Here is a 20,344-nt window from a genome sequence, read left to right as displayed (position 1 = left end):
AGGGGGCTTTTGATGGCTCGGATTACTGGGGTTGCGGTGACCGCGACCTGTCTGGCAATGATCGGCAGCGCCGGTTTCGCGGATGTGACGGCGCAGGATGTTTGGGACAATGTGCAGGATCTCTATCGCGGCATGGGCTTCGAGGTCTCTGCCCAATCCGTGACGCCGACCGAAAAGGGCCTGACGGTCTCCGGCATCACCCTTGCGCGCGATAACAACGTGACGGATGAGGTGAAAACCTCCAACAGCTTTACGGTTCCGCAGATCGAATTCATCGAGATCGGTGACGGGCGTGTGCGCGTGGATGTGTCCGACCAGATCAAGGGTGTGGGCAAAACCGTAGGCGGTGATGGCAAGGATCTCGTCAGCTCCACGACCGAGTTCGATCTGACGGGCGATGATATCGTGGCCTCTGGCGACCCGAAGAATGTGCATTACCAGATGGGGCTCGAGGCGTTGACGCTGGGGATGCGCCAGACCGTCCACCAGCCCGAGGCCGATTTTCCGACCGATCTGACCTTCGGGCTGACCGGTGTGAAGGGGGATTATACCGTCGATCTGCGCGAGGGCTCGCAGCAGACGGGCAGCTATCATATCGACAGCGCCTCGCTGAACGGCAAAGGCACCGATCCGGCCGGTGGCAGCTTCACCGTTTCGGGCGGGGCACAACAGATCGATAGCAAGATGGCAACGGCGATCCCTGCCGGTGTGAAACTCGAAGCCGTAGGGGCCTATGGCGCGCCCGGTGTGTCGAGCCAGCTCGATAGCACGACCGGCCCGATCAAACTCGATCTGGAGACCCAGTCCGAGGATGGCGATGCCAAGATCCATTTCGCGGCCGATCATGGCAGCCAGACTGTCAGTATGATGGATGGCACTGCTCGCTATCATGCCGTTGGTGACGCGATCAAAATGGATGTGCTGGCCCCCAATATGCCCTTCGAGGCATCCTTCGGGCTTGACTATGCGGAAGGCGGGCTGAGCTTCCCAACGACCAAAGGCGATGCACTCAAGCCTTTCGGGGTGGATCTGGCCCTGAAAGGTGTGACGCTTGATGACCAGATCTGGCGGATGCTGGACCCGCAGGGCAAGCTGCCCCATGATCCGGCGCAGCTGGAGCTGAAGCTTTCGGGCCATGCCAAGGTCAATCAGGACCTCTTCGACGAGAATTTCGGCCAGCTGCCGGTCTCGCCGGGCGAATTGCGCGATCTCAATCTCGATCTGCTGCATCTCAATGCGGTGGGGCTCGACCTGACGGGCAATGGTGCGGTGACCTTCGATGGCGCCTCGGCGATGCCGTGGCCTGTGGGTAAGGTGCATCTGGCGCTGAGCGGGGCCAAGGGTCTGATGGGCACGCTGACCGAGATGGGGCTTCTACCGCAGGATCAGGCAATGTTTGCCCAGATGATTCTCGGGCTATATGCAAAACCAACCGGCGACGATGCGATGGAGACCGATCTGGAATTTACCCAAGACGGGCATATTCTGGCAAACGGCCAAACTATCCAGTAAGAGCAATCAAACTCGTGTGAGTCGCCCGGCCCGCGCCGGGCGTCTTGCCATCTGACGGAAGGAGATCCCATGTCTGGTACCGATCTTAGCGATCTGACAGCCCGGCTTCTGGACGCGGCCAAGAAGGCCGGTGCGGAAGCTGCGGATGCAATGGCGGTGGATGGCACGGCCGTGTCCATCGACGTGCGGCAGGGGGCTCTGGAACAGGCCGAGCGCGCCGAGGGCGTGGAGATCGGTCTGCGTGTGCTGATCGGCGGGCGTCAGGCCTGCGTGTCGGCCTCCGATATTTCCGACCGGACCATTGGCGATATGGCCGAGCGCGCCGTCACCATGGCCCGTATCGCGCCCGAAGACCCCTATGCGGGGCTTGCCGACCCCTCGCAACTGGCGCGTGATTGGGATCTGGCGGCGTTGGAATTGAATGATCCGTCCGAAGACCCGAGCGCGCAGGCGCTGGAAGAGGATGCGCTGCGTCTGGAGGCGGCGGCCCTGGGCGTGGAGGGCATCACGCAGGTCTCGGCGGCCTCGGCCTCCTTCACCCGCCAGCGTGTCGAGCTGGCCGCGAGCAACGGTTTCTCGGGCGGCTATGCGCGCTCCTCGCGCGGGCTGTCGGGCGTGGCGATCTCGGGCGAGGGCCTGAAGATGGAGCGTGATTACGCCGGTGAAAGCCGCATTTTCCAATCCGATCTGCCGAGCCCCGAAGAGGTTGGCCGTCTGGCTGCCGAACGCACGGTGGCCCGCCAGAACCCGCGCCGCCCCAAAACCGGCGCCTATCCGGTGATGATCGACGAGCGGGTCTCGTCGAGCCTGATCTCGCATCTTCTCTCGGCGGTGAACGGGTCGTCGGTGGCGCGTGGATCGTCATGGCTGCGGGGCGCGATGGGCGAGCAGGTTCTGCCCGAGGGGATGTCGATCCTCGAGGATCCGCATCGTGTGCGCGTGCAGGGCTCGCGCCCCTTCGATGCCGAGGGTCTGCCGACCCGTAAACGGGTGATCGTCGAGAACGGGATCCTGAAAAGCTGGACGCTGGATCTGGCGACGGCGCGCAAGCTGGGGCTGGAAAGCACCGGCAATGCCTCGCGCGGACTGTCCTCGGCGCCGGGGCCGGCGGCGGGCAATATCGCCCTGACCCAAGGCACGAAATCGCAAAGCGAGCTTTTGGCCGAGATGGGCACCGGGCTTCTGGTGACCTCCTTCATCGGTGCGACGATCAACCCCAATACGGGCGATTATTCGCGTGGGGCCAGCGGGTTCTGGATCGAGAACGGGCAGATCGTCTATCCGGTGAATGAATGCACCATCGCGGGCAATCTGCGCGATATGCTGAAAGGGATTGTGGCGGCGAATGACGCGCGCGCCCATCTGAGCCATGTGGTTCCGTCGCTTCTGGTCGAGGGGTTGACGCTTGCCGGTGAGTAACTATCAAGACGACCTGCAGCTGTTGGAAGACGTCGCCCGCGAGGCGGGGGATCTGTCGCTGCGATACTGGAAGCAGTCGCCCGAGGCGTGGAACAAGCCTGCCGATGCGGGCCCCGTGTCCGAGGCCGATCTGGCGGTGAACGACTTCCTCGAAGCGCGGTTGCGGGGCGCGCGGCCCGATTACGGCTGGCTTTCGGAAGAAAGCGTGGACAGCACCGAGCGGCTTGAAAACGAACGTGTTTTTATCATCGATCCGATTGATGGCACACGGGCATTCCTCAATGAAGATCCGGGCTTCGGACAGGCGATTGCGGTGGTCGAGAACGGGCGCGTGGTGGCGGGCGTGGTGCATATGCCGGCCCTTGCGCTGACCTATACCGCGACAGCCGATGGCCCTGCGCTTCTCAACGGGACGCCGATCCGGCCAAGCAACGCGACGCGGATCCGCGGCGCGACCGTGCTGACCTCGAAATTCAGCGATGATCCGGGGATCTGGCTGAACGGGTTCCCGGGCTACAAGCGCTCTTTGCGGCCGTCGATGGCATGGCGGCTCTGTCTGGTGGCCGAAGGCCGGTTCGATGCGACGATTTCCATGCGGAAATCCTGGGAATGGGACGTGGCCGCAGCCAGTCTGATTGCCGAGCGGGCAGGGGTCACCGTGACCAACCGTCTGGGCGAGCCCTTCGGGTTCAACCGCCCTGAATGTCAGGAAGACGGGCTGGTTGTTGCGCCGCCCGAGCTGCATGCGGATTTCATGGCACAGCTGCGGAACTGACATCCTATAAAACTTTAATAAAAGTCGCTGGTTACCAATTGCTAACGATTTCGGCCTAGCGTCCCACAAAGCAAGAATTGCGTTTGCGGGGCGAATCCCATGGTTGAATTCCGGCGGCTGGTGGCTGTCTTTTTACTCGGTCTCCTCGGGCTCTCGTCCGGGGCTTTTGCGGAGGATGCGCCGCTCTCGGCATTGCGTGCCGATCTGATGTCGGTCTGGAACGATCCGGCATCCTCGGATGACCCCGATGCATTGCCGGATCTTCCGCAGATGCCGGAGATCGCGCAGCTTCCCGATGGCAGCGTGCTGCGGGCCGACAGGCAGGCGGAAGAGCCTCCCGAGCCCCGGATCAATACCTATCCTTTCTTCCAGCAGGGCACGGCAGCCTCTTCGACCGCTGCGGGGAGCCTTTTTGCCATCGCACCGCCGATGATGGAGCCGATGGAGGATATCTCCGCCGGTAGCGATGATCTCGAGATTGCGGAGGAGCAGCCGTGAAACTCACCATCGCGCAGATCTTCCAGCCGACGATCCTTTTGGCCCTCGCCCTGATGGCGGTCATCGTTATGATGATCCTTCCGGTGCCGTCATGGGTGCTGGATCTGGGGCTGGCGGTATCCTTTGCCATCGCCATCCTGATTTTCACCGTGACGCTGTTCATCGAGCGGCCGCTCGATTTCTCGTCCTTCCCGACGGTCCTGCTGACATCGATGATGCTGCGGCTCTCGCTCAACGTCTCCTCGACCAAACTGATCATCGGGCAGGGTCATACCGGCACCGGCGCCGCAGGCGGCGTGATCGAGGGCTTTGCGAACTTCATCATGGGCGGCTCGGTCCTGATCGGCCTTGTGGTATTCTGCGTGATCCTGATCGTGAACTTCATCGTGATCACCAAGGGCGCGGGCCGGATGGCCGAGGTGGGCGCCCGTTTCGCACTCGACGCGATGCCGGGCAAGCAGCTGGCCATTGATGCCGATATGAGCGCCGGTGCTATCGATCACGCCGAGGCGCGCGCACGGCGCGAGCGCGAGCAGAAGGAGACGACCTTCTTCGGCTCGCTCGATGGGGCCTCGAAATTCGTGAAGGGCGATGCGGTTGCGGGTCTGATGATCACGCTGTTGAACATGATCGTCGGCCTGACCATCGGCATGGCGGTGCACGGGATGCCGCTGATGAGCGCGCTCGAAACCTACGCGATCCTGACCGTGGGCGATGGTCTGGTCAGCCAGATCCCCGCCGTCATCATCTCCATCGCCACCGCGATCCTTTTGTCGCGTGGCGGCGCAAGCGGCACGGCCGATAGCGATCTGTTCGGCCAGCTCTCGAAATATCCGCCGGCGCTGATCACCGTGGGAGTGCTGATGGCGCTCTTCGCTCTGGTGCCGGGCCTGCCCTTCACGCCCTTCATGCTGGGGGCTGCCGCGCTGGGAGGTTCGGCCTTCTACCTGCACAAGAAAACCCGCAAAGAGGAGGCGAAGGCCGCAATGCGCGTGCCGCCGCCCGAACCCAAGAAGAAAAAATCCATGGGTGATGTGCTGGATGTGGATGATATCCATGTCGAGTTCTCCGCCGATCTGGTGGCGATGGCGCTTGATCCTGCCACCGGCCTTGATGTGCGGATCAACAATATGCGCAACCATGTGGCCTCGAGTTTCGGGCTTATCCTGCCCGAGATCCGGCTGACCGACGATTCCACACTGGCGTCCGGTGAATACCGTATCCGTATTCAGGGGGTCGAGCAGGCGCGTGACAGGCTCTATCCGGAAAAGGTGCTGGCGCTTCTGGCCGATAATGCCGAACTGCTGCCCAAGGGTGAGAATGTGCGCGAGCCGGTCTATGGCGCGCCCGCGCGCTGGGTGCCGCAGGATGCACAGGAAGAAGCGGCGCTCAGCGGGTCGACGGTGGTGAGCCCGACCGAGGTGCTGGCGACCCATCTCCTCGAGGTTATCAAATCGAATTTCGGCCGTCTGATGACGCTCAGGGCGCTTCGCCGGTTGCTCGAGGAGGTGGGCAATCTCAGCGATCCGGCACGAGGCGAGGCCAACCGCCGTATCCTCGACGAGCTGGTTCCCGACAAGGTGTCCATCGACATGCTTCTGGCCGTTCTGCGGCTGCTCCTGGAAGAGCGGGTGTCGATCCGCAATCTCCTCCTGATCGTCGAGGCGATCGCCGAGGCTCGGGGCATGTCCTCGCCCGAGATGATCACCGAGCATGTGCGCCAGCGTCTGGGCTTCCAGCTTGTGGCCGAATACCGGCGAGAGGATGGCACGCTGCCGCTTCTGCAGCTGGCCCCCGAATGGGAAGAGACCTTCAGTGCCTATCAGCTGCCGGACAATAACGGGAATGGCGATATCGCGCTGCCGCCCGAGAAATTCTCGCGGCTGGTCAATAACATCGCCGAACGGATCGCGCGGGTGGGCGAGCAGGGCGTGTTCCCGGCCATCGTGACCTCGGCGCGCCGGCGGCGCTATATCAAGACCGTGCTCGGAGCAAAGGGCATTGCCGCGCCTGTTCTGTCCTTCGAGGAAATCGGTCTGGATGCGAAACCCGCAATGCTCGGGGTGGTGCCGGTATGATCGATCTTGCCGCGCAGGTGCTGGATCTGACCCATCAGGGCTTCATGATCGCGTTTGCCGTGTTCCTGCGGGTGGGGGCAATGGTCTCGGTCATGCCGGGCTTCGGTGAGAGCTACCTGACGACCCGCGTGAAACTGGCGATGGCGCTGGCCTTCACGGCAGTTGTGGCCCCCGCGGTCAGCCCCGATCTGATGGGCCTGCCGCATGAGAACGGTCTGGATGTTATCCTGCCTGAGACCGCGATCGGGCTGCTGATCGGGGTGATCATGCGGATGTTCATGTATGCGCTGCAGACCGCAGGAATGATCATCGCGCAGGCCACGTCGCTTGCGCAGATGTTCGGCATGGGCGGTGAATCCCAGCCGGCGGTGGGCTTCATGCTGTCGATGGCGGGGGTGGCGCTGGCCTTTGCGATGGGGCTGCATGTGCAAGCGGCCGAGCTGATGATCGGGTCCTATCAGGCCTTCCCTTTCGCGCAGTTTCCGGCCCCCGATCTGGTGCGTGACTGGGGCGTGGCAGGGGTGGCAAAAGCTTTCCGTCTGGCCTTCTCCATTGCCATGCCCTTTGTGGTTCTGGGGCTCGTCTATAACGCCGCGCTCGGGGTCATCAACCGCGCCATGCCGCAGCTGATGGTGGCGATGGTCGGCGCTCCCGCCATCACTCTGGGCGGGATCCTCCTCATGGCGGTTGCGCTCCCCACGGGGCTGGTTGTCTGGCGTGAGGCCTTCGGTGATTTCCTCTTCAATCCCCTGTCGGTGATGCGATGAGCGGGGATTCAGACGAAAGTGAAAAGGAATACGAGGCCACACAGCAGAAGCTGGATCGGGCCCGCGAGAAGGGCGACCTTGTCAAATCCGCCGAGATGACCGTTGCGGCCTCTTATGCTGGCGTGCTGCTGGCATCCTATGCGTTCGGGGGCAATACGCTGATGACGCTTGGCTCCCGCCTGATGGATTTTCTGGGCAAGGCCGATATGCTGCAGGAGCAGATGGACTCGGGGGCCTCGACCGTTGCCGGAGCCATTCTGGGTGAGGTGGTGACGCCGCTGGTGATGTGGTTCATCGTGCCGATGGTGCTCGTTCTGGCGGCCTTGCTGGTTCAGAAGGCGATCGTCTTCGCACCGGACAAGCTGATGCCGAAAGGCAGCCGCATCAACCCGCTTGCCAATGCCAAGCAGAAATTCGGGCCGACGGGGCTGTTCGAATTCGTGAAAAGCTTCGTGAAGCTGGTGGTTGTCTCGGTTCTACTCGGTTGGTTTATCTCGCGCCATATCAACCGGATACTGATCTCGCAGCGGGTTGGCGTTGACCTGGCCACCAAAGACCTGATGCATATCATCCTCGAGTTTCTGGCGCTTGTGACGCTTCTGGCGGTGGTCATCAGCACGATCGACTATCTCTGGCAACGCTACGAGTTCCTGAAACGCCAGAAGATGACCCGCAAGGAACTGATGGACGAGATGAAATCGGCCGAGGGCGACCCGCATATGAAGGCACAGCGCCGTCAGCGGGGGGTCGAGATCGCGATGAACCAGATGATGGGTGAAGTGCCGAAGGCCGATGTGGTTCTGGTCAACCCGACCCATTATGCCGTCGCGCTCAAATGGGACCGCGCGGCCAAGCGTGCGCCGGTCTGCATCGCCAAAGGGGTGGATGATATCGCGCTGAAGATCCGCGAGATCGCCGCCGAGAACAATATTCCGATCCATCGCGATCCGCCGACCACGCGCGCGCTTTACGCGACGCTCGATATCGGGGACGAGATCAAGACCGAGCATTACAAGCCGGTGGCAGCGGCGATCCGCTTTGCGGACAAGATGCGCCAGCGCGCGCGGCAGAGGAGGGGCGCATGAGCCAGCAGGGATATTCACGGATGATCGCTATTGCAGCGATGATGAAAGACGTCGAACTGGGGAAGCTGGCGCGGCTGAAACAGGCACAGGACTTGCTGGCAATGAAACAGGGCGAGATCAACGCTTCGGCCAGCACTGCTCTGCGTCAGCCGGTGCAGGATATGACCGATCTGAAGATGATCGAATCCTATCGCTCCTGGGCGGGCCGCAAGGTGGCCGCGCTGGAGAAGGAAAAGCGCGGCATGGATGCGCAGGTCGAACAAGCGCGCCAGCGTTCGGCGCGGCGCTTCGGCCAGCACATGGCGCTGACCCGGATCGACGAACAGCTCCGCGATCAGGCAAAGATCGAGAAGCTGCGTAAACAGGAGTGACGCTATCGGGGAGGGAGGAGAGCTGTCTGACCGGTTTCGGGGGAGGAGGACCGGCTTCGATCAGACAGCTCTATGGGTGCCTTTGCAGGAACCTGAAGGAAGGAAGCATATATTCCGTATCTCCACTCTCCGCGATTTCGCGACTTTCCTCAAAGCCTAAGGGGGGATTATCAGAGAAAACGGGGTTAAAGTAATCAAATGAACAAAAAATATGCACCTTTTCCGCGCATGGTCCAAAATGCGGGCCGTCTGCAGTTGCAGCGGGCAGAAGCGGCCCCTGTCCGTGTCACGGCAGGGTGATACAAAGGGTTGCACCGCCGAGAGGACGAGTTATCTGTTGCTCAGCGGCAAACAGACGGGATCACAATGACGGAAAGCGATAGAATAGACGCAGCGATTGGGGCCGCCGAAGAGAGCGGCAACCTCCAGCTGGCAGATCCGGCGGATATCCGGTCGCTGCGAACGGCTCTGGGGCGCTTTGCGACGGGCGTGACCGTGGTCACCGCGCGCCGCGACGAGCCGGAGGCTGCGCCTTTAGGGATCGTGGCCAATAGTTTCGCCTCCGTGTCGCTCGATCCGCCGCTTGTGCTGTGGTCTCCGGCGCGGGCCTCGGTGAGGCATGCGCATTTCACCGCCGCCAAGGCCTTCTCGATCCATGTGCTGCATGACGGGCAGGCCGATCTGATCTCGCGCTTCGGGCGCGACGGGAAGGGTTTCGACGGGCTGCCGCATGAGTTCAATGCCGAGAATGTGCCGGTTCTGGACAGCTATCATGCGCGTTTCGACTGTATGACAGAGACGATGCATGAGGGCGGCGACCATACGATCATTATCGGACGCGTCCTGCGCTTTGCCAGCGGAACGGGTGAGCCGATGCTCTTTGCCCATGGCAAATTCGGCAAATTCGAAAGCCTGTGAGGACGATTTCTCCGTAAAAAAGGCCCCGATTTCGGGGCCTTTTCTTTTTGGGCTATTTGAGTTGGGCGATCTGTGCCGCCAGCTGGCTGAGAGCGGCACTCTGGGTGCGGGCGATCAGACCAGGATCGGCATCCTTGCCGGTGGGGCCATTCATTGGCACCGCGATGGCGAAACGGTGCACCGTGTCCCCGCCCGAGGCGGAATAGCTGGCGGGCGAGACATAATAGACCCCGTCCAAGTGCACGGCCCCATCGGCTGCGGCGATGAACCGTTCCACACGCACCTCGATCCGGCGCTGCGGTTCCGAGGCCAGCGGCCAGGGTTCCGCCACGACGGTGGCGCCCGACATCTCGGAGATCTGGCGTGCCAGCGCCAGCGTCATCGACCGGCGCGGCGCATCTGCCCAGATATTGTCGGGGCTCGAGCGCAGCGCGCCATCTGCCGTCTGGAAGGCGATCTCCTGACCCGAGGCGTAATCGGGCAGGGAGATCTCGCGCAGCTCGGCGCGGCCCAGACGGTCGGGAAGCGTGTCCTTGGCCGTGGGCGGATCGATGGCATATTGCGCCGTATCCAGCGGGTTGGAGCAGGCCGCAAGCGCCACAAGCGCGGCGGCGATGCACGATAGGGTCGTTGGTTTCATCACATTCATCCTCAGCGCCCCGTAATGAAGGCTTGCGGGTTACGTTCGATCATGCGCGCCAGCGAGCCGACCGCATCGATCGTGCGGCGGAGGTCGCGCAGCGTGTCCATGACCTGCGAGTTGAAGGTAGAGCGATCTCCATAGGCGCCCACCAGACCTTGCGCCTGCGTCGTCAGATCCTGCAACTGTTTGGTCAGCGCGGGCAGACGATCGGTCGCCGACTGGATCGAACCTGCTGCATCCTGTGCCGCGGTCAGCGTGCCGTTGAGTTTCTCGGCAACACCGCCCTCCCGTAGCTCGCGCAGCAACTGTGCCAGCTGGTTGAGCGTATCGGAGAGGTTCTGCGGCAGATCTTCGGCGCCCTGACTGTTCAGCATCTTGCGCAGATCGCCCAGAATACCGTCGACCTTGTCGCCGATCTCGCCCAGCGGCATCTCGGAGATCCGTTGTGCTGCCTTGTCGGCGGAGGCCAGCGTATCGTTGAGCCCGTCGATCTGGGTCATCACGCTGTCTGCCGCTTTCGAGACGTTGTCGATGGCATCCGAGGCTTTTTTGCCGGTGTCGTTGGCGTTCAGATCGTTCACGAGGCTGCGGATCTCGCCCAGCGTGCCGGCAAGCTCGTCGGGGATCTGTTTGGTGCGATCCTGACCAGCAATGGCGGTAATCGACTGGAACATCTGCGTGGCCGAGGTCATCAGTTCCTCGATCGGCAGGCTCTCGACCCGCTTGAACACGCCTTCCGCCGAGGTGGCCAGCGAGTTGGCCGTCTGTGGTGCGGTCGGGATGGTCGGGTAGGGCGAGGCGGAGGTGTCCATCTCCGCTTGCGGCCGGTCCGGCACATCGGTCAGCTCGACCACGAGCGTCTGGCCCAGCAGACCGCTGCCGGTGATGCGGGCGCGTAGGCCGTTGGCGACTTCGTTCTGCAGGAACTGCGTGACGATGTCGTTATCGGTGTTGCGCTCCAGACCCAGACGTTCGGGCGAGAGCGAGATAACCACCTGCTGGCGCGCATATTTGGTGCCAAGACTATCCTCGTCGACCTTGATCGACAGGTCGGTGACCTCACCCGCTTCGACGCCTCGGAACTCGACCTTGGTGCCGATCTCGATGCCCTGCACCGGCTCGTCGAAGAGCAGCGTATAGCGGGCCGGCTCGAAGAACTCGCCGCCGAAGATGGAGTTGCGGGCCTCGTTCTCGTCGCTGAAGAGGCGATAGGGGAAGCCGTTCTGGATGAAGCTGCCGCCCGTGGCCAGAGTATCGAATTCGACCCCGCCCTGCACGATGGAGGCGAGCGAGCGCATGTTGACCGAGACACCGCTGGTGCCGAGATTGACCGAAATACCCGAGGCGTCCCAGAACCGCGTCGTGGTGGTCAGGCGCGAGTTATAGGGTTTGTTAATGAAGGCATCGATCAGCACGCCGCTGCCGCCCTCGTCCAGACGCAGGTTCTGGATCTTGCCGACGGTGAGGCCGCGATAGATGACCGGCGCGCCCTCGGCGAGCCCGCCCGCATCGCGCGCGCGCAGGATGATCTGGGTGCCCGAATTGGGGTCTTCGGTCACCGGGGCCTTGTCGAGACCTTCGAATTCGCTCTGGGCACCGTTGGGTTTGTTATCCCAATATCCTTGAATGAAGCCCCCCGAGAGGACGGTGTCGAGCCGCGAGATCCCCTGTGCCGAGAATTCCGGTTTGACGATCCAGAAGCGTGCATCCTTGTCGATATATTTCGAGACATCGCTATGGACGCGGATCCCCACGCGAACACCACTGAGATCATTGGTGAAACCCACGGACTCAACGGTGCCGACCGTCACTTCACGGTATTTCAGAACGGTCTCCCCGGCCGTGATGCCTGTGGCATCCTTGAAATCGACATAGATCAGCGCGCCCCTGTCGGAATAGGTATGCCATGCGACATAGCCCGTGACGAGCAGCGCGAAAATCGGCACCAGCCAGATTAGTGACAGGCGGGCCCAGAGGGGTTTCTTGGCCTGCGTTTTCTGCAGGTCGGCGGGTTTGGGAACTTCGGTCATTCGGAACTGGGTCTTTCTACGCTACGCCAGATCAGGCGTGGATCGAAACTTTGGGCCGAGAGCATGGTGAATGCCACGGACAGGGCAAAGGCGGCGGCCGCCGAGCCCGGATGGATGGAGGCCACGAAGCCCAGCTGGACGAGGGCGGAGAGGATCGCCACAACGAAGACGTCGATCATCGACCAGCGGCCGATGAACTCCACAATCTCGTAGAGAACGAGCCGCTTGTGCCCGTCCGAGGAGGCATTCGGCTGTGCCGTGCCGGATTTCACCGAGAGGGCCAGATAGGCGACGGCAATGAATTTCGCGATCGGGATACAGACCGAGGCGACAAAGACGATGGCCGCGATGCCGTAACTATGGTGGCCGACAAGCGTCAGCACCCCCCCGATGATGGTGGAGGGCGTATCCGAACCAAGGAATTTCGTGTGCATGATCGGGTAGATATTGGCGGGGATATAGGCGATGAGCCCCGCCCACCAATAGGCCCAGACCTTGTCGAGGGATTTGAGACTGACCGGATGCAGTCTCGCACCGCAGCGCTCGCAACGGGCATGGTCCTCGGGCCAGACACGGCCACATTGACGGCACCCGATCAGCCCTGCATCCGTCGCAGACAGATATCTCAGTTCTTCCCGATGGCGTCCCATATTACCCACTTGCTCATAAAGCTGTTTTTCAGCGCCATAACGATGATCAGCGCGCAGAAGGCCCAGAAGGCGGGCCCGAAGGAGATGGTGGCCAGGCCACCGACTTTGACAAGTGCGACAGCCGTACCGATGATGAAGATCTCGGCCATGGACCATGGCTGCAGACGCTCGGCCAGACGGAAAATGCCGCGGGCCTTTGGCCATGGCTTATGTCCGAAGCTGAGCGGCAGCAGGACATAGATCAACGCGCCGAAGCGGAAGACGGGAACCCCGATAATCACCCCCACCGTCGCGGCCGAAAGGAGGGCGAACCAGCCGCCCGAGAAGGCGGCTGCGGCGCCGAGGACGGAGCTTTCATGCGAGAGCCCGCGCGTGGAAATTTCGAGAAACGGAAAGCAGAATGCCGCAACCATCAGGATCATGGCGGTAAAGGACAGTGCGACGACATGCAGGAAGGACCGATGGCGCGGAGCGATCAGCAACGTGCCGCAGCAGGCACAGGTCGCGCGTTCATTCTCCTCGAGGTCAGAGAGATGGTGCAGCGTATCACAATGCGGGCAAGCCATCAGCTTGCTGTGATCTTCCGTCATATTCATATCGGGTAATTTAGCTGAGTGGGGCGCGCATACAAGCGCACGACTTCGAGTGAGGCTTAAATACCACGCATTTTAAACGTTAAACAGTGTTTAATTGTGCTCTGTTAGAACCAACTCGGGTGAAAACGAGGTGGTGGCATGAGCTCTGGTGATAATCAGGCCCCGATTATTATTAAACGTAAGAAGGTGTCTGGCGGTGGCGGGCATCACGGCGGCGCATGGAAGGTCGCTTATGCGGATTTCGTGACCGCGATGATGGCGTTCTTCCTTCTGATGTGGCTGTTGAACGCGACAACCGAGAAACAGCGCAAAGGGATCGCGGATTATTTCAACCCGACGATTGCCGTAAACCGGATTTCCGGCGGCGGAGATGGTTCCTTCGGCGGCGATTCCGTTTTCTCCGAGGAGACGATTGCCCAGATGGGCACCGGCGCATCGATGAACCTTCCAACCGAGCAGCGTCAGGCCAAAGGCCAGAACGGTTCGGAGGCGAAGGATGAAAGCGATTCTGCCGAATTCGACCAGGTCGCGGCCAAGATCGAGGAAGCGTTGATGGGTGTGGGCGGCGAGTCCATGGTCACCGACCAGTTGGCCAAGCATATCGTGACGAAGGTCACCGATGAGGGGCTCATTGTCGAATTCTTCGATCTTGTCGACGAGCCGCTTTTCGCGCCCGAAACAGGAACACCTGAACCGATTCTCGAAGAGCTGGTCGCCATGGTTTCTCGTGTCTTTACGCTTGTGCCCAACGAGGTAGCAATTAACGGGTTTACCCGTTCCTACCCGGAAATGCTCAGAACAAATCCTGTCTGGGATCTTTCGACAGAGCGGGTGCAGCAGGTGCGGAAGCTTCTGCAGCAGGACGGCTTTGAAACAAAAAGAATCCAACGGGTTACAGGATTCGCAGACCGTAAGCCTGCCAGTGATATTCCGATGTCGATCCGGAATAACCGGCTGGAAATCATCCTTTTGCGTAACTGATCTGGCGCCTCCTCGCTCCGGTGAGGAGGCAATTTCAGTAAGAATTTTATTCGTTAGGGTGATCTTAAGAGGGCTAAGGCAAATCTGCTGGAGATCGAACGACACGTAGCAGCAGAAAGGCGCATAAATGTCGATTTCCTCCTCGCTTAATGCAGGCGTTGCCGGCCTGGCAGCGAACTCTACCAAGCTCTCGGCAATCTCGGACAACATCGCCAACTCGTCGACCTACGGGTACAAGCGCGTAAATACCGAGTTCGAAAGCATGGTCATTTCTTCAACCGCGGGCTCTTATAGCGCCGGGGGTGTGACCGCCACGACCAACCGCCTGATCGATGAACGTGCGAGCCTTGTCAGCACGTCGAATGCACTTGATTTGGCCGTGACTGGCCGCGGCTTCCTTCCGGTGACCACGGCGACGGCTGTCGAGAACGGAACTGAAGACCAGACCTTGATGATGACAACGACCGGCTCGTTCTCGACCGATGAGGACGGTATCCTGCGGACTGAATCCGGCTTGGTTCTGCTTGGCTGGCCCGCAACTGCAGACGGGACTATCCCGAGCTATCCGCGCGATTCGACGGCAGGTCTCGAACCGATCGTCATCAATCCGAACCAGACGGCGGGTGACCCCACGACCGAAATCAATATGGGCGTGAACCTTCCGGCCGTTGATACCGAAGCCGATGCGACGGGTGAAGCCCAGACGCTGTCGGTTGAGTATTACGGCAACCTCGGCACTTCCGAGACGCTGGAGGTGACCTTCACCCCCACCGTGCCTTCTGCAGGCGCCTCGAACGAATGGACGATGGAAATCCGTGATTCGGCGATTGATACCAGCACGGATCCTGATGCGAATATCGTGGGAACCTACACGCTGCAATTTGCGGATGACCGGATCAATGGCGGGACGCTGTCCGATGTGACGCGCACCTCGACCGCGGGCACCGATTGGGACGCGACGACCGGTATTATCACGGTCGAAGTTGAAGGTGGCCCGATCGAGATCAACTTGGGCACGCAATATGGCACGAACGGCCTGACGCAGCTGTCCGATACGTTCTCGCCGTCTTCGGTGACCCGCGACGGTTCGCCGGTAGGCAGCCTGACCTCGGTCGAGGTTGACGAGAACGGGTATGTGAATGCGACCTATGACACCGGCTTCATTCGCACGATCTACCAGATCCCGATGGTAGATGTGCCGAATGCCAATGGTTTGACCGCACTCGATAGCCAGACCTTCCAGGTTTCGGGCGAATCGGGCGGCTTCTTCCTGTGGAATGCAGGGGACGGCCCGACCGGCGGCATCGAGGGGTATGCCCGTGAAGGGTCCGCCGTTGATGTGGCCAAAGAACTGACGGACCTGATCCAGACGCAGCGTGCCTATTCGTCCAATGCGAAGGTCATCCAGACCGTGGACGAGATGCTGCAAGAAACCACCAATATCAAACGCTGATCTTGAGATAATTCATCTCTGAGGAGACAGAAGATGTCACTTTCCGCTGCCTTTACCAACGCGCTTTCGGGGCTGACCGTCTCGAGCAAGATGGCCCAAGTCGTCTCGTCCAACGTTGCGAATGCAATGACGGAAGGGTACGGGCGGCGGACTGTCGAAACCTCGGCTGTCTCCTCTGGCGGTGTTGGATATGGTGTGAAAATAGACGGGATTTCCCGTCAGGTGAACGAAAGCCTGCTTCAGGACCGCCGTCTTGCGGATGCTGCGGCTGGTGAAGCAAGCGTAACCGCCGATTTCTATGCGTCGGTCGAGGATATGATTGGTGATCCGACCGACGCCAATTCTCTTTCGGCAAAGATGGCAAGCTTTGAATCTGCGCTGGTCGAGGCTGCGAGCTCGCCCGATAGCACAGGTCGTTTGACGACGGTGGTCAACACCGCAAAGGCCGTCGCCGAGCAGTTGAATTCGATGTCGGATGAAATCAACGACATCCGTCTGAGTGCGGATAAGCAGATCGCTAACCAAGTCGATCTTTTGAATACCACTCTGAACCAAGTCGATGATCTGAACGACGAGATTCTAAAGGCTACGACGAATGGCCGTGATGCGACGGCCTTGATGGACGAGCGCCAGGCTTTGATCGACCAGATTTCAGAAATTGTCCCTCTCGAAATCAAAGAGCGCGATAATGGTCAGGTAGCCATCTATACTTCCAACGGCGCAACTTTGCTTGACGGCAAGGTCTACGAGGTTGGATTTACCGAAACCGGCCGGATGGCCGCGAATTTCTCTTTAGAGGGCGGTACGCTCTCTGGTCTGACTGTGAACGGCAAAGAAATTAACACGACGGAGGATGGGGCACTTGGTGGTGGCACGCTCTCGGCGCTTTTCGCAGTGCGAGACGAATTGGCACCGGCTGCACAGGAACAGCTCGATACCGTGGCAAGAGACCTGATCGAACGTTTGAGCTCTTCCGATGTCGACACGACGATCACAACGGGAAGCGCTGGCTTCTTTACCGATTCTGGCTCGGCCTTCGATACCGCTGACGAGTTGGGAATTGCAGGCAGAATCGAGGTCAACGCTGCAATTGACCCTTCTGAAGGAGGAGAAGTCTGGCGTGTCCGTGACGGTATCTACGCGACGACGGCAGGCGACGTGGGTGATAGTACGATCCTCAATAATATCGCAGATGCCTTGAGTGCGACCCGCGCAGCCTCTTCGTCAGCATTTGGTGGCAGTAGCTATTCCGCCTCCGGTCTGATGTCAGAATTGTTGTCGAACTACTCAACGGCCCGTCAAAGCGCTGAATTGACAGAAAGTTACACTACCGCCAAGCAGGAGGCTTTGGTCGAGGAAGAGCTTTCCAACGGGGTCGATACAGATCAGGAGCTGCAATCGCTACTTGTGATCGAGCAATCCTATGCTGCTAACGCAAAAGTAATGCAAACGCTGGATAGTCTAATGCAAGAACTACTGGATCTCTGACATGAGCTATTATTCCGTTGGCGATATGGCGCAGGCCTATTCACTGCGTAAGCACAATACGAGCCTCAAGACACTGGTGACGACTCTTAGTGAAGAGGCGACCACTGGCCTGAAGTCGGATGTTGGGAGGGCGGTCAGCGGGGATTATACCCAACTTTCTGCTATCTCGCGCAGCTTGGATAACCTTGAATCCTATAGTCTGGCGACGACTGAGATCTCCCTGACAGCAGAGATGATGCAGAACTCCTTGGAAACGATCCAAGACTATGCAATCTCTCTTGGACCGGAGTTGATCTCAATCGGATCCTCGGGAGATCAGACCTCTGTCGAAACGCTCTCGGCGCAAGGCGAAAGCAGCCTTTCGATGATCGTCTCATCTTTGAATTCGTCTGTCGCTGGCCGTTTTGTCTTCAGCGGTGCCGCGATCGACACTCCGGCCGTCGTGAGCGCGGACGAAATGTATGAGCAGGTAATGGCTTACATCGGTGGGGACACCACGAGCGACGGAATCATTGCAGCTGTGAATGCATTCTTTGACGCGCCCGCCGGTGGCGGCGGATATCTCGATCAATCTTATCTTGGTTCTGACAATAGTCAGGGTGCTGTACGTATATCCGAAAATGAAACCGTTCAATTGGATCTCACCGCAGCCGCATCGGAGATCCGGGAGTCTCTGAAGGGTGCTATGCTGGCACGTATCGCTGCAAACGACGATAATGCTTTGGATCTCTCCACCCGGTCTGCTCTACTTGTTGAGGGGGGGACCGTGCTCACCGCGACTTCAGTGAACATTTCTACGACACGCGGAAAGGTGGGCGCGATTGAGGAAACAATTGCCAATACTGCTACGCGGAACGACGCTGAAGCAAGCAGCCTTGAGATTGCACGCAATAACCTGATTACGGCCGAGCCGTATGAGACATCGACGGCTCTGATTGCAGCTCAGACGCAACTCGAAACGCTCTACGAAATCACATCGCGTCTTTCTCAACTCACGCTGGCGGACTATATCTAATGCGCATCATCTTCGCTTTGTTACTGATTGTCATGCCCGTTGTTTCTTGGGCGTCCCCTATTCGCATTAAGGATTTGGTCGAGTTTGACGGTGTTAGAGGTAATGACATCGTCGGTTACGGTCTGGTCGTCGGTCTCAACGGGACCGGTGACGGTCTACGTAACGCGCCTTTCACTGAAGAAATTATGACGAATGTTCTCGAGAGATTGGGCGTTAACGTTACCGGAGAAACGTCGCGGCCGAAAAACGTCGCTGCTGTTCTGGTAACAGCCGAATTACCTCCGTTCTCCCGTGCTGGAAGTTCGATCGATGTGACTGTCTCTGCTATTGGCGATGCGACCAGTCTTTTGGGGGGGACGCTCATTATGACGCCGCTGAAGGCCGCGGATGGCGAGATCTATGCTGTGGCCCAAGGTGAAATTATTGCGGGTGGTGCAACTGCTCAAGGTGATGCAGCAACGGTTACGCAAGGTGTTCCGACATCTGGTTCCATTCCATCCGGTGCGCATGTTGAACGCGAAATTGCTTTCGAGTTCAATAGTCTAGATCGACTTAGGCTTGCGTTGCGTACGCCCGATTTTACAACCGCCAGCCGAATTGAAAGCGTGATAAATAGCGCTTTTGGACGCAATGTCGCAGCGATGCAGGATTCGGGGACCGTTGCACTTGATGTCGGTTTGACAGGCCAGCGCTCTACAGCACATGTGATGAGCCGGATAGAAAATCTCGAGGTAGAGCCGGAACAGCGAGCACGGGTTGTCGTTGATCAGCGCTCTGGCACAATCGTTATGGGCGAAAACGTTCGCATTTCCCGTGTTGCCGTTAGTCAGGGCAATCTTACTTTGAGAGTGCAAGAGGCTCCTGTAGCCGTTCAGCCGAATCCATTCGCAGAAGGTCAAACTGTCGTAGTTCCACGCACCGAGGCATCTATCACGGAAGAACCAGGTATTCAGATGGCCGAAGTACCAAGCGGAAATTCACTCTCCGAAGTCGTGGCAGGGCTGAATGCATTGGGAGTTTCGCCTCGCGATATGATCGACATTTTAAAGAGCATCAATGCTGCTGGAGCATTGCATGCAGAATTTGTCGTCAACTAGGCTGAGAGGGAGAGGAATTGTTATGTCAGGTCAACCGCGCTGGGTTTGCCGGAGGCTGATTTTCGTTAGTCACGCGGCCATGCCTTCAATTTCCAGAGCTGCATAGAGATTGGTCTCCGCCTTCGCGGGCGGAAGCTTCCCGATTTGCTCGAGCAGACGGCGGTTATTAAACCCGTCGCCCCATTCCAGCGTGGCGTATTTGACGGCTTCGAAGCTCAGCAACGGACCACGCCGGGGAATGATCTCATTGACCTGCCCCCTGCTGGTGCCTTATTCATAACGAGAGTCTCCAGATTGGATCTCGGCATATGGCTTCGTCGTCTGGCGCAAGTGCGCCGAGCGTGGAGCCCTCAAATTGCGTAGCACCGGATCCGGTGAACGCTGAACCTCATTTCAGTCATCCTTCGATCCGCACTGACAATCCGGCACCCCCGCCGCTCCGAGAGCGTGAGGCAGGCGCTCAGATGCGCGATCGCCTCGCGCTTCACGACAGGCGTAAGCACTTTATTGAAACCATTTCTTTCATTGCTGCGAGATCGAGCATCTGTTCGGCCAAAAGGTTCTTTGTAAGCGTCGCCTCGACCTCACGTTGCGGATGATGGTCCCGGATGCGAGGTGATTTCCATCTCATGATGGGGAGTGCGTTTCGCAATGTTAGCTACAACTTCGTTTCCCAAATCGCTGAGCGTCGAGATCTACGCGTCAGGTCACCGCGATCGTGTCCCACGGGGTGGTGTAGCTCAGGTGGCTATCGGGTTTCTTAGTAAGGTCGGGTTGCTAGACTCAATCTGATCCAAGGATGACACCCGATGACCAAACCTATGATGGACCTTCGCGCGCTTGTCGAACAGAGCGGCGATGCAGATTTACTGCGTGAGATGATTGGCTTTGCCGCCGAGCGACTAATGGAGCTCGAGGTTGGCGCCAAGACCGGCGCGGACTATGGCGAGAAGAGTGCCGAACGACTG

At 59.6% G+C, this 20,344-nt stretch carries 18 protein-coding genes and 2 pseudogenes; 15 read left to right on the top strand and 5 right to left on the bottom strand.

Going from position 1 to position 20,344, the window contains the following annotated elements; genetic code table 11:
- Window positions 1–12 precede the first annotated feature (12 nt).
- The 9 genes from VSX56_RS15185 to VSX56_RS15145 all read left to right on the top strand — a co-directional run bounded on the left by VSX56_RS15185 (window position 13) and on the right by VSX56_RS15145 (window position 9,423).
- Window positions 13–1,512 carry a DUF2125 domain-containing protein gene (locus VSX56_RS15185; RefSeq protein ID WP_350938364.1) on the top strand — a complete coding sequence of 500 codons (1,500 nt, stop codon included), beginning with the start codon at window positions 13–15 and terminating at the stop codon, window positions 1,510–1,512.
- 69 nt (window positions 1,513–1,581) lie between these two features.
- Window positions 1,582–2,931, top strand: a complete 1,350-nt coding sequence (locus VSX56_RS15180) for a TldD/PmbA family protein (protein ID WP_350938361.1) — start codon at window positions 1,582–1,584, stop codon at window positions 2,929–2,931.
- A complete protein-coding gene (locus VSX56_RS15175) occupies window positions 2,918–3,706 on the top strand; it encodes a 3'(2'),5'-bisphosphate nucleotidase CysQ (RefSeq protein WP_434096043.1) in 789 nt (262 codons plus the stop codon). The genes VSX56_RS15180 and VSX56_RS15175 overlap by 14 nt, the downstream gene beginning before the upstream one ends.
- 99 nt (window positions 3,707–3,805) lie before the next feature.
- Entirely contained in the window at window positions 3,806–4,204 is a 399-nt protein-coding gene (locus VSX56_RS15170; protein ID WP_339113771.1) for a hypothetical protein, read from the top strand.
- A gap of 53 nt (window positions 4,205–4,257) precedes the next feature.
- The gene (gene flhA, locus VSX56_RS15165; RefSeq protein ID WP_434096046.1) at window positions 4,258–6,282 is read left to right on the top strand and encodes a flagellar biosynthesis protein FlhA; all 2,025 of its coding nucleotides are present in this window, start codon (window positions 4,258–4,260) and stop codon (window positions 6,280–6,282) included.
- A complete protein-coding gene (locus VSX56_RS15160; RefSeq protein WP_350938355.1) occupies window positions 6,279–7,049 on the top strand; it encodes a flagellar biosynthetic protein FliR in 771 nt (256 codons plus the stop codon). The genes flhA and VSX56_RS15160 overlap by 4 nt, the downstream gene beginning before the upstream one ends.
- Window positions 7,046–8,134 (top strand): flagellar type III secretion system protein FlhB, encoded by a 1,089-nt coding sequence (gene flhB / locus VSX56_RS15155; RefSeq protein ID WP_339113768.1) that lies wholly within the window; start codon window positions 7,046–7,048, stop codon window positions 8,132–8,134. Before VSX56_RS15160 ends, flhB begins: the two co-directional genes overlap by 4 nt.
- Complete coding sequence (locus VSX56_RS15150) at window positions 8,131–8,505, top strand: hypothetical protein (protein WP_339113767.1); 375 nt, start codon at window positions 8,131–8,133, stop codon at window positions 8,503–8,505. Before flhB ends, VSX56_RS15150 begins: the two co-directional genes overlap by 4 nt.
- Before the next feature lie 366 nt (window positions 8,506–8,871).
- Complete coding sequence (locus VSX56_RS15145; RefSeq protein WP_350938353.1) at window positions 8,872–9,423, top strand: flavin reductase family protein; 552 nt, start codon at window positions 8,872–8,874, stop codon at window positions 9,421–9,423.
- Between the two features lie 52 nt (window positions 9,424–9,475).
- Here the strand turns inward: VSX56_RS15145 and VSX56_RS15140 are convergent, their stop codons facing one another.
- From VSX56_RS15140 to VSX56_RS15125, 4 genes are read right to left on the bottom strand one after another with little or no spacing between them, the layout of a single operon-like run.
- Window positions 9,476–10,063: a PqiC family protein gene (locus VSX56_RS15140; RefSeq protein ID WP_339113765.1), complete on the bottom strand. Its 588-nt coding sequence runs from the start codon at window positions 10,061–10,063 to the stop codon at window positions 9,476–9,478.
- Between the two features lie 11 nt (window positions 10,064–10,074).
- Window positions 10,075–12,096 carry a PqiB family protein gene (locus VSX56_RS15135; RefSeq protein ID WP_339113764.1) on the bottom strand — a complete coding sequence of 674 codons (2,022 nt, stop codon included), beginning with the start codon at window positions 12,094–12,096 and terminating at the stop codon, window positions 10,075–10,077.
- Window positions 12,093–12,746, bottom strand: a complete 654-nt coding sequence (locus VSX56_RS15130) for a paraquat-inducible protein A (RefSeq protein ID WP_350938350.1) — start codon at window positions 12,744–12,746, stop codon at window positions 12,093–12,095. The genes VSX56_RS15135 and VSX56_RS15130 overlap by 4 nt, the downstream gene beginning before the upstream one ends.
- A complete protein-coding gene (locus tag VSX56_RS15125) occupies window positions 12,722–13,336 on the bottom strand; it encodes a paraquat-inducible protein A (protein WP_339113762.1) in 615 nt (204 codons plus the stop codon). The genes VSX56_RS15130 and VSX56_RS15125 overlap by 25 nt, the downstream gene beginning before the upstream one ends.
- A gap of 144 nt (window positions 13,337–13,480) precedes the next feature.
- Between VSX56_RS15125 and VSX56_RS15120 the strand changes: the two genes are divergently transcribed.
- The 5 genes from VSX56_RS15120 (at window position 13,481) to VSX56_RS15100 (ending at window position 19,376) form a co-directional block, all read left to right on the top strand.
- Complete coding sequence (locus VSX56_RS15120) at window positions 13,481–14,323, top strand: flagellar motor protein MotB (protein WP_339113761.1); 843 nt, start codon at window positions 13,481–13,483, stop codon at window positions 14,321–14,323.
- A gap of 127 nt (window positions 14,324–14,450) precedes the next feature.
- A complete protein-coding gene (locus tag VSX56_RS15115; protein WP_339113760.1) occupies window positions 14,451–15,776 on the top strand; it encodes a flagellar hook protein FlgE in 1,326 nt (441 codons plus the stop codon).
- A gap of 33 nt (window positions 15,777–15,809) precedes the next feature.
- Entirely contained in the window at window positions 15,810–17,264 is a 1,455-nt protein-coding gene (gene flgK, locus VSX56_RS15110; protein WP_350938347.1) for a flagellar hook-associated protein FlgK, read from the top strand.
- Between the two features lies 1 nt (window position 17,265).
- Window positions 17,266–18,279: a flagellin family protein gene (locus VSX56_RS15105; RefSeq protein ID WP_350938345.1), complete on the top strand. Its 1,014-nt coding sequence runs from the start codon at window positions 17,266–17,268 to the stop codon at window positions 18,277–18,279.
- On the top strand, window positions 18,279–19,376 hold the full coding sequence (locus tag VSX56_RS15100; RefSeq protein ID WP_350938343.1) for a flagellar basal body P-ring protein FlgI: 1,098 nt from the start codon (window positions 18,279–18,281) through the stop codon (window positions 19,374–19,376). Before VSX56_RS15105 ends, VSX56_RS15100 begins: the two co-directional genes overlap by 1 nt.
- 69 nt (window positions 19,377–19,445) lie before the next feature.
- Here VSX56_RS15100 and VSX56_RS15095 read toward each other — a convergent pair.
- Window positions 19,446–19,622 (bottom strand): annotated as a pseudogene (locus VSX56_RS15095) (IS3 family transposase); the annotation flags it as partial.
- Window positions 19,623–20,185: 563 nt separating this feature from the next.
- On the opposite strand from VSX56_RS15095, the pseudogene VSX56_RS15085 reads away from it, so the two are divergent.
- Window positions 20,186–20,344, top strand: a pseudogene (locus VSX56_RS15085) (IS256 family transposase); the annotation flags it as partial.

The organism is Thioclava kandeliae, assembly GCF_040297545.1.
Lineage (GTDB): Bacteria > Pseudomonadota > Alphaproteobacteria > Rhodobacterales > Rhodobacteraceae > Thioclava > Thioclava kandeliae.
This window is presented reverse-complemented; position numbering and strand designations above follow the sequence as displayed.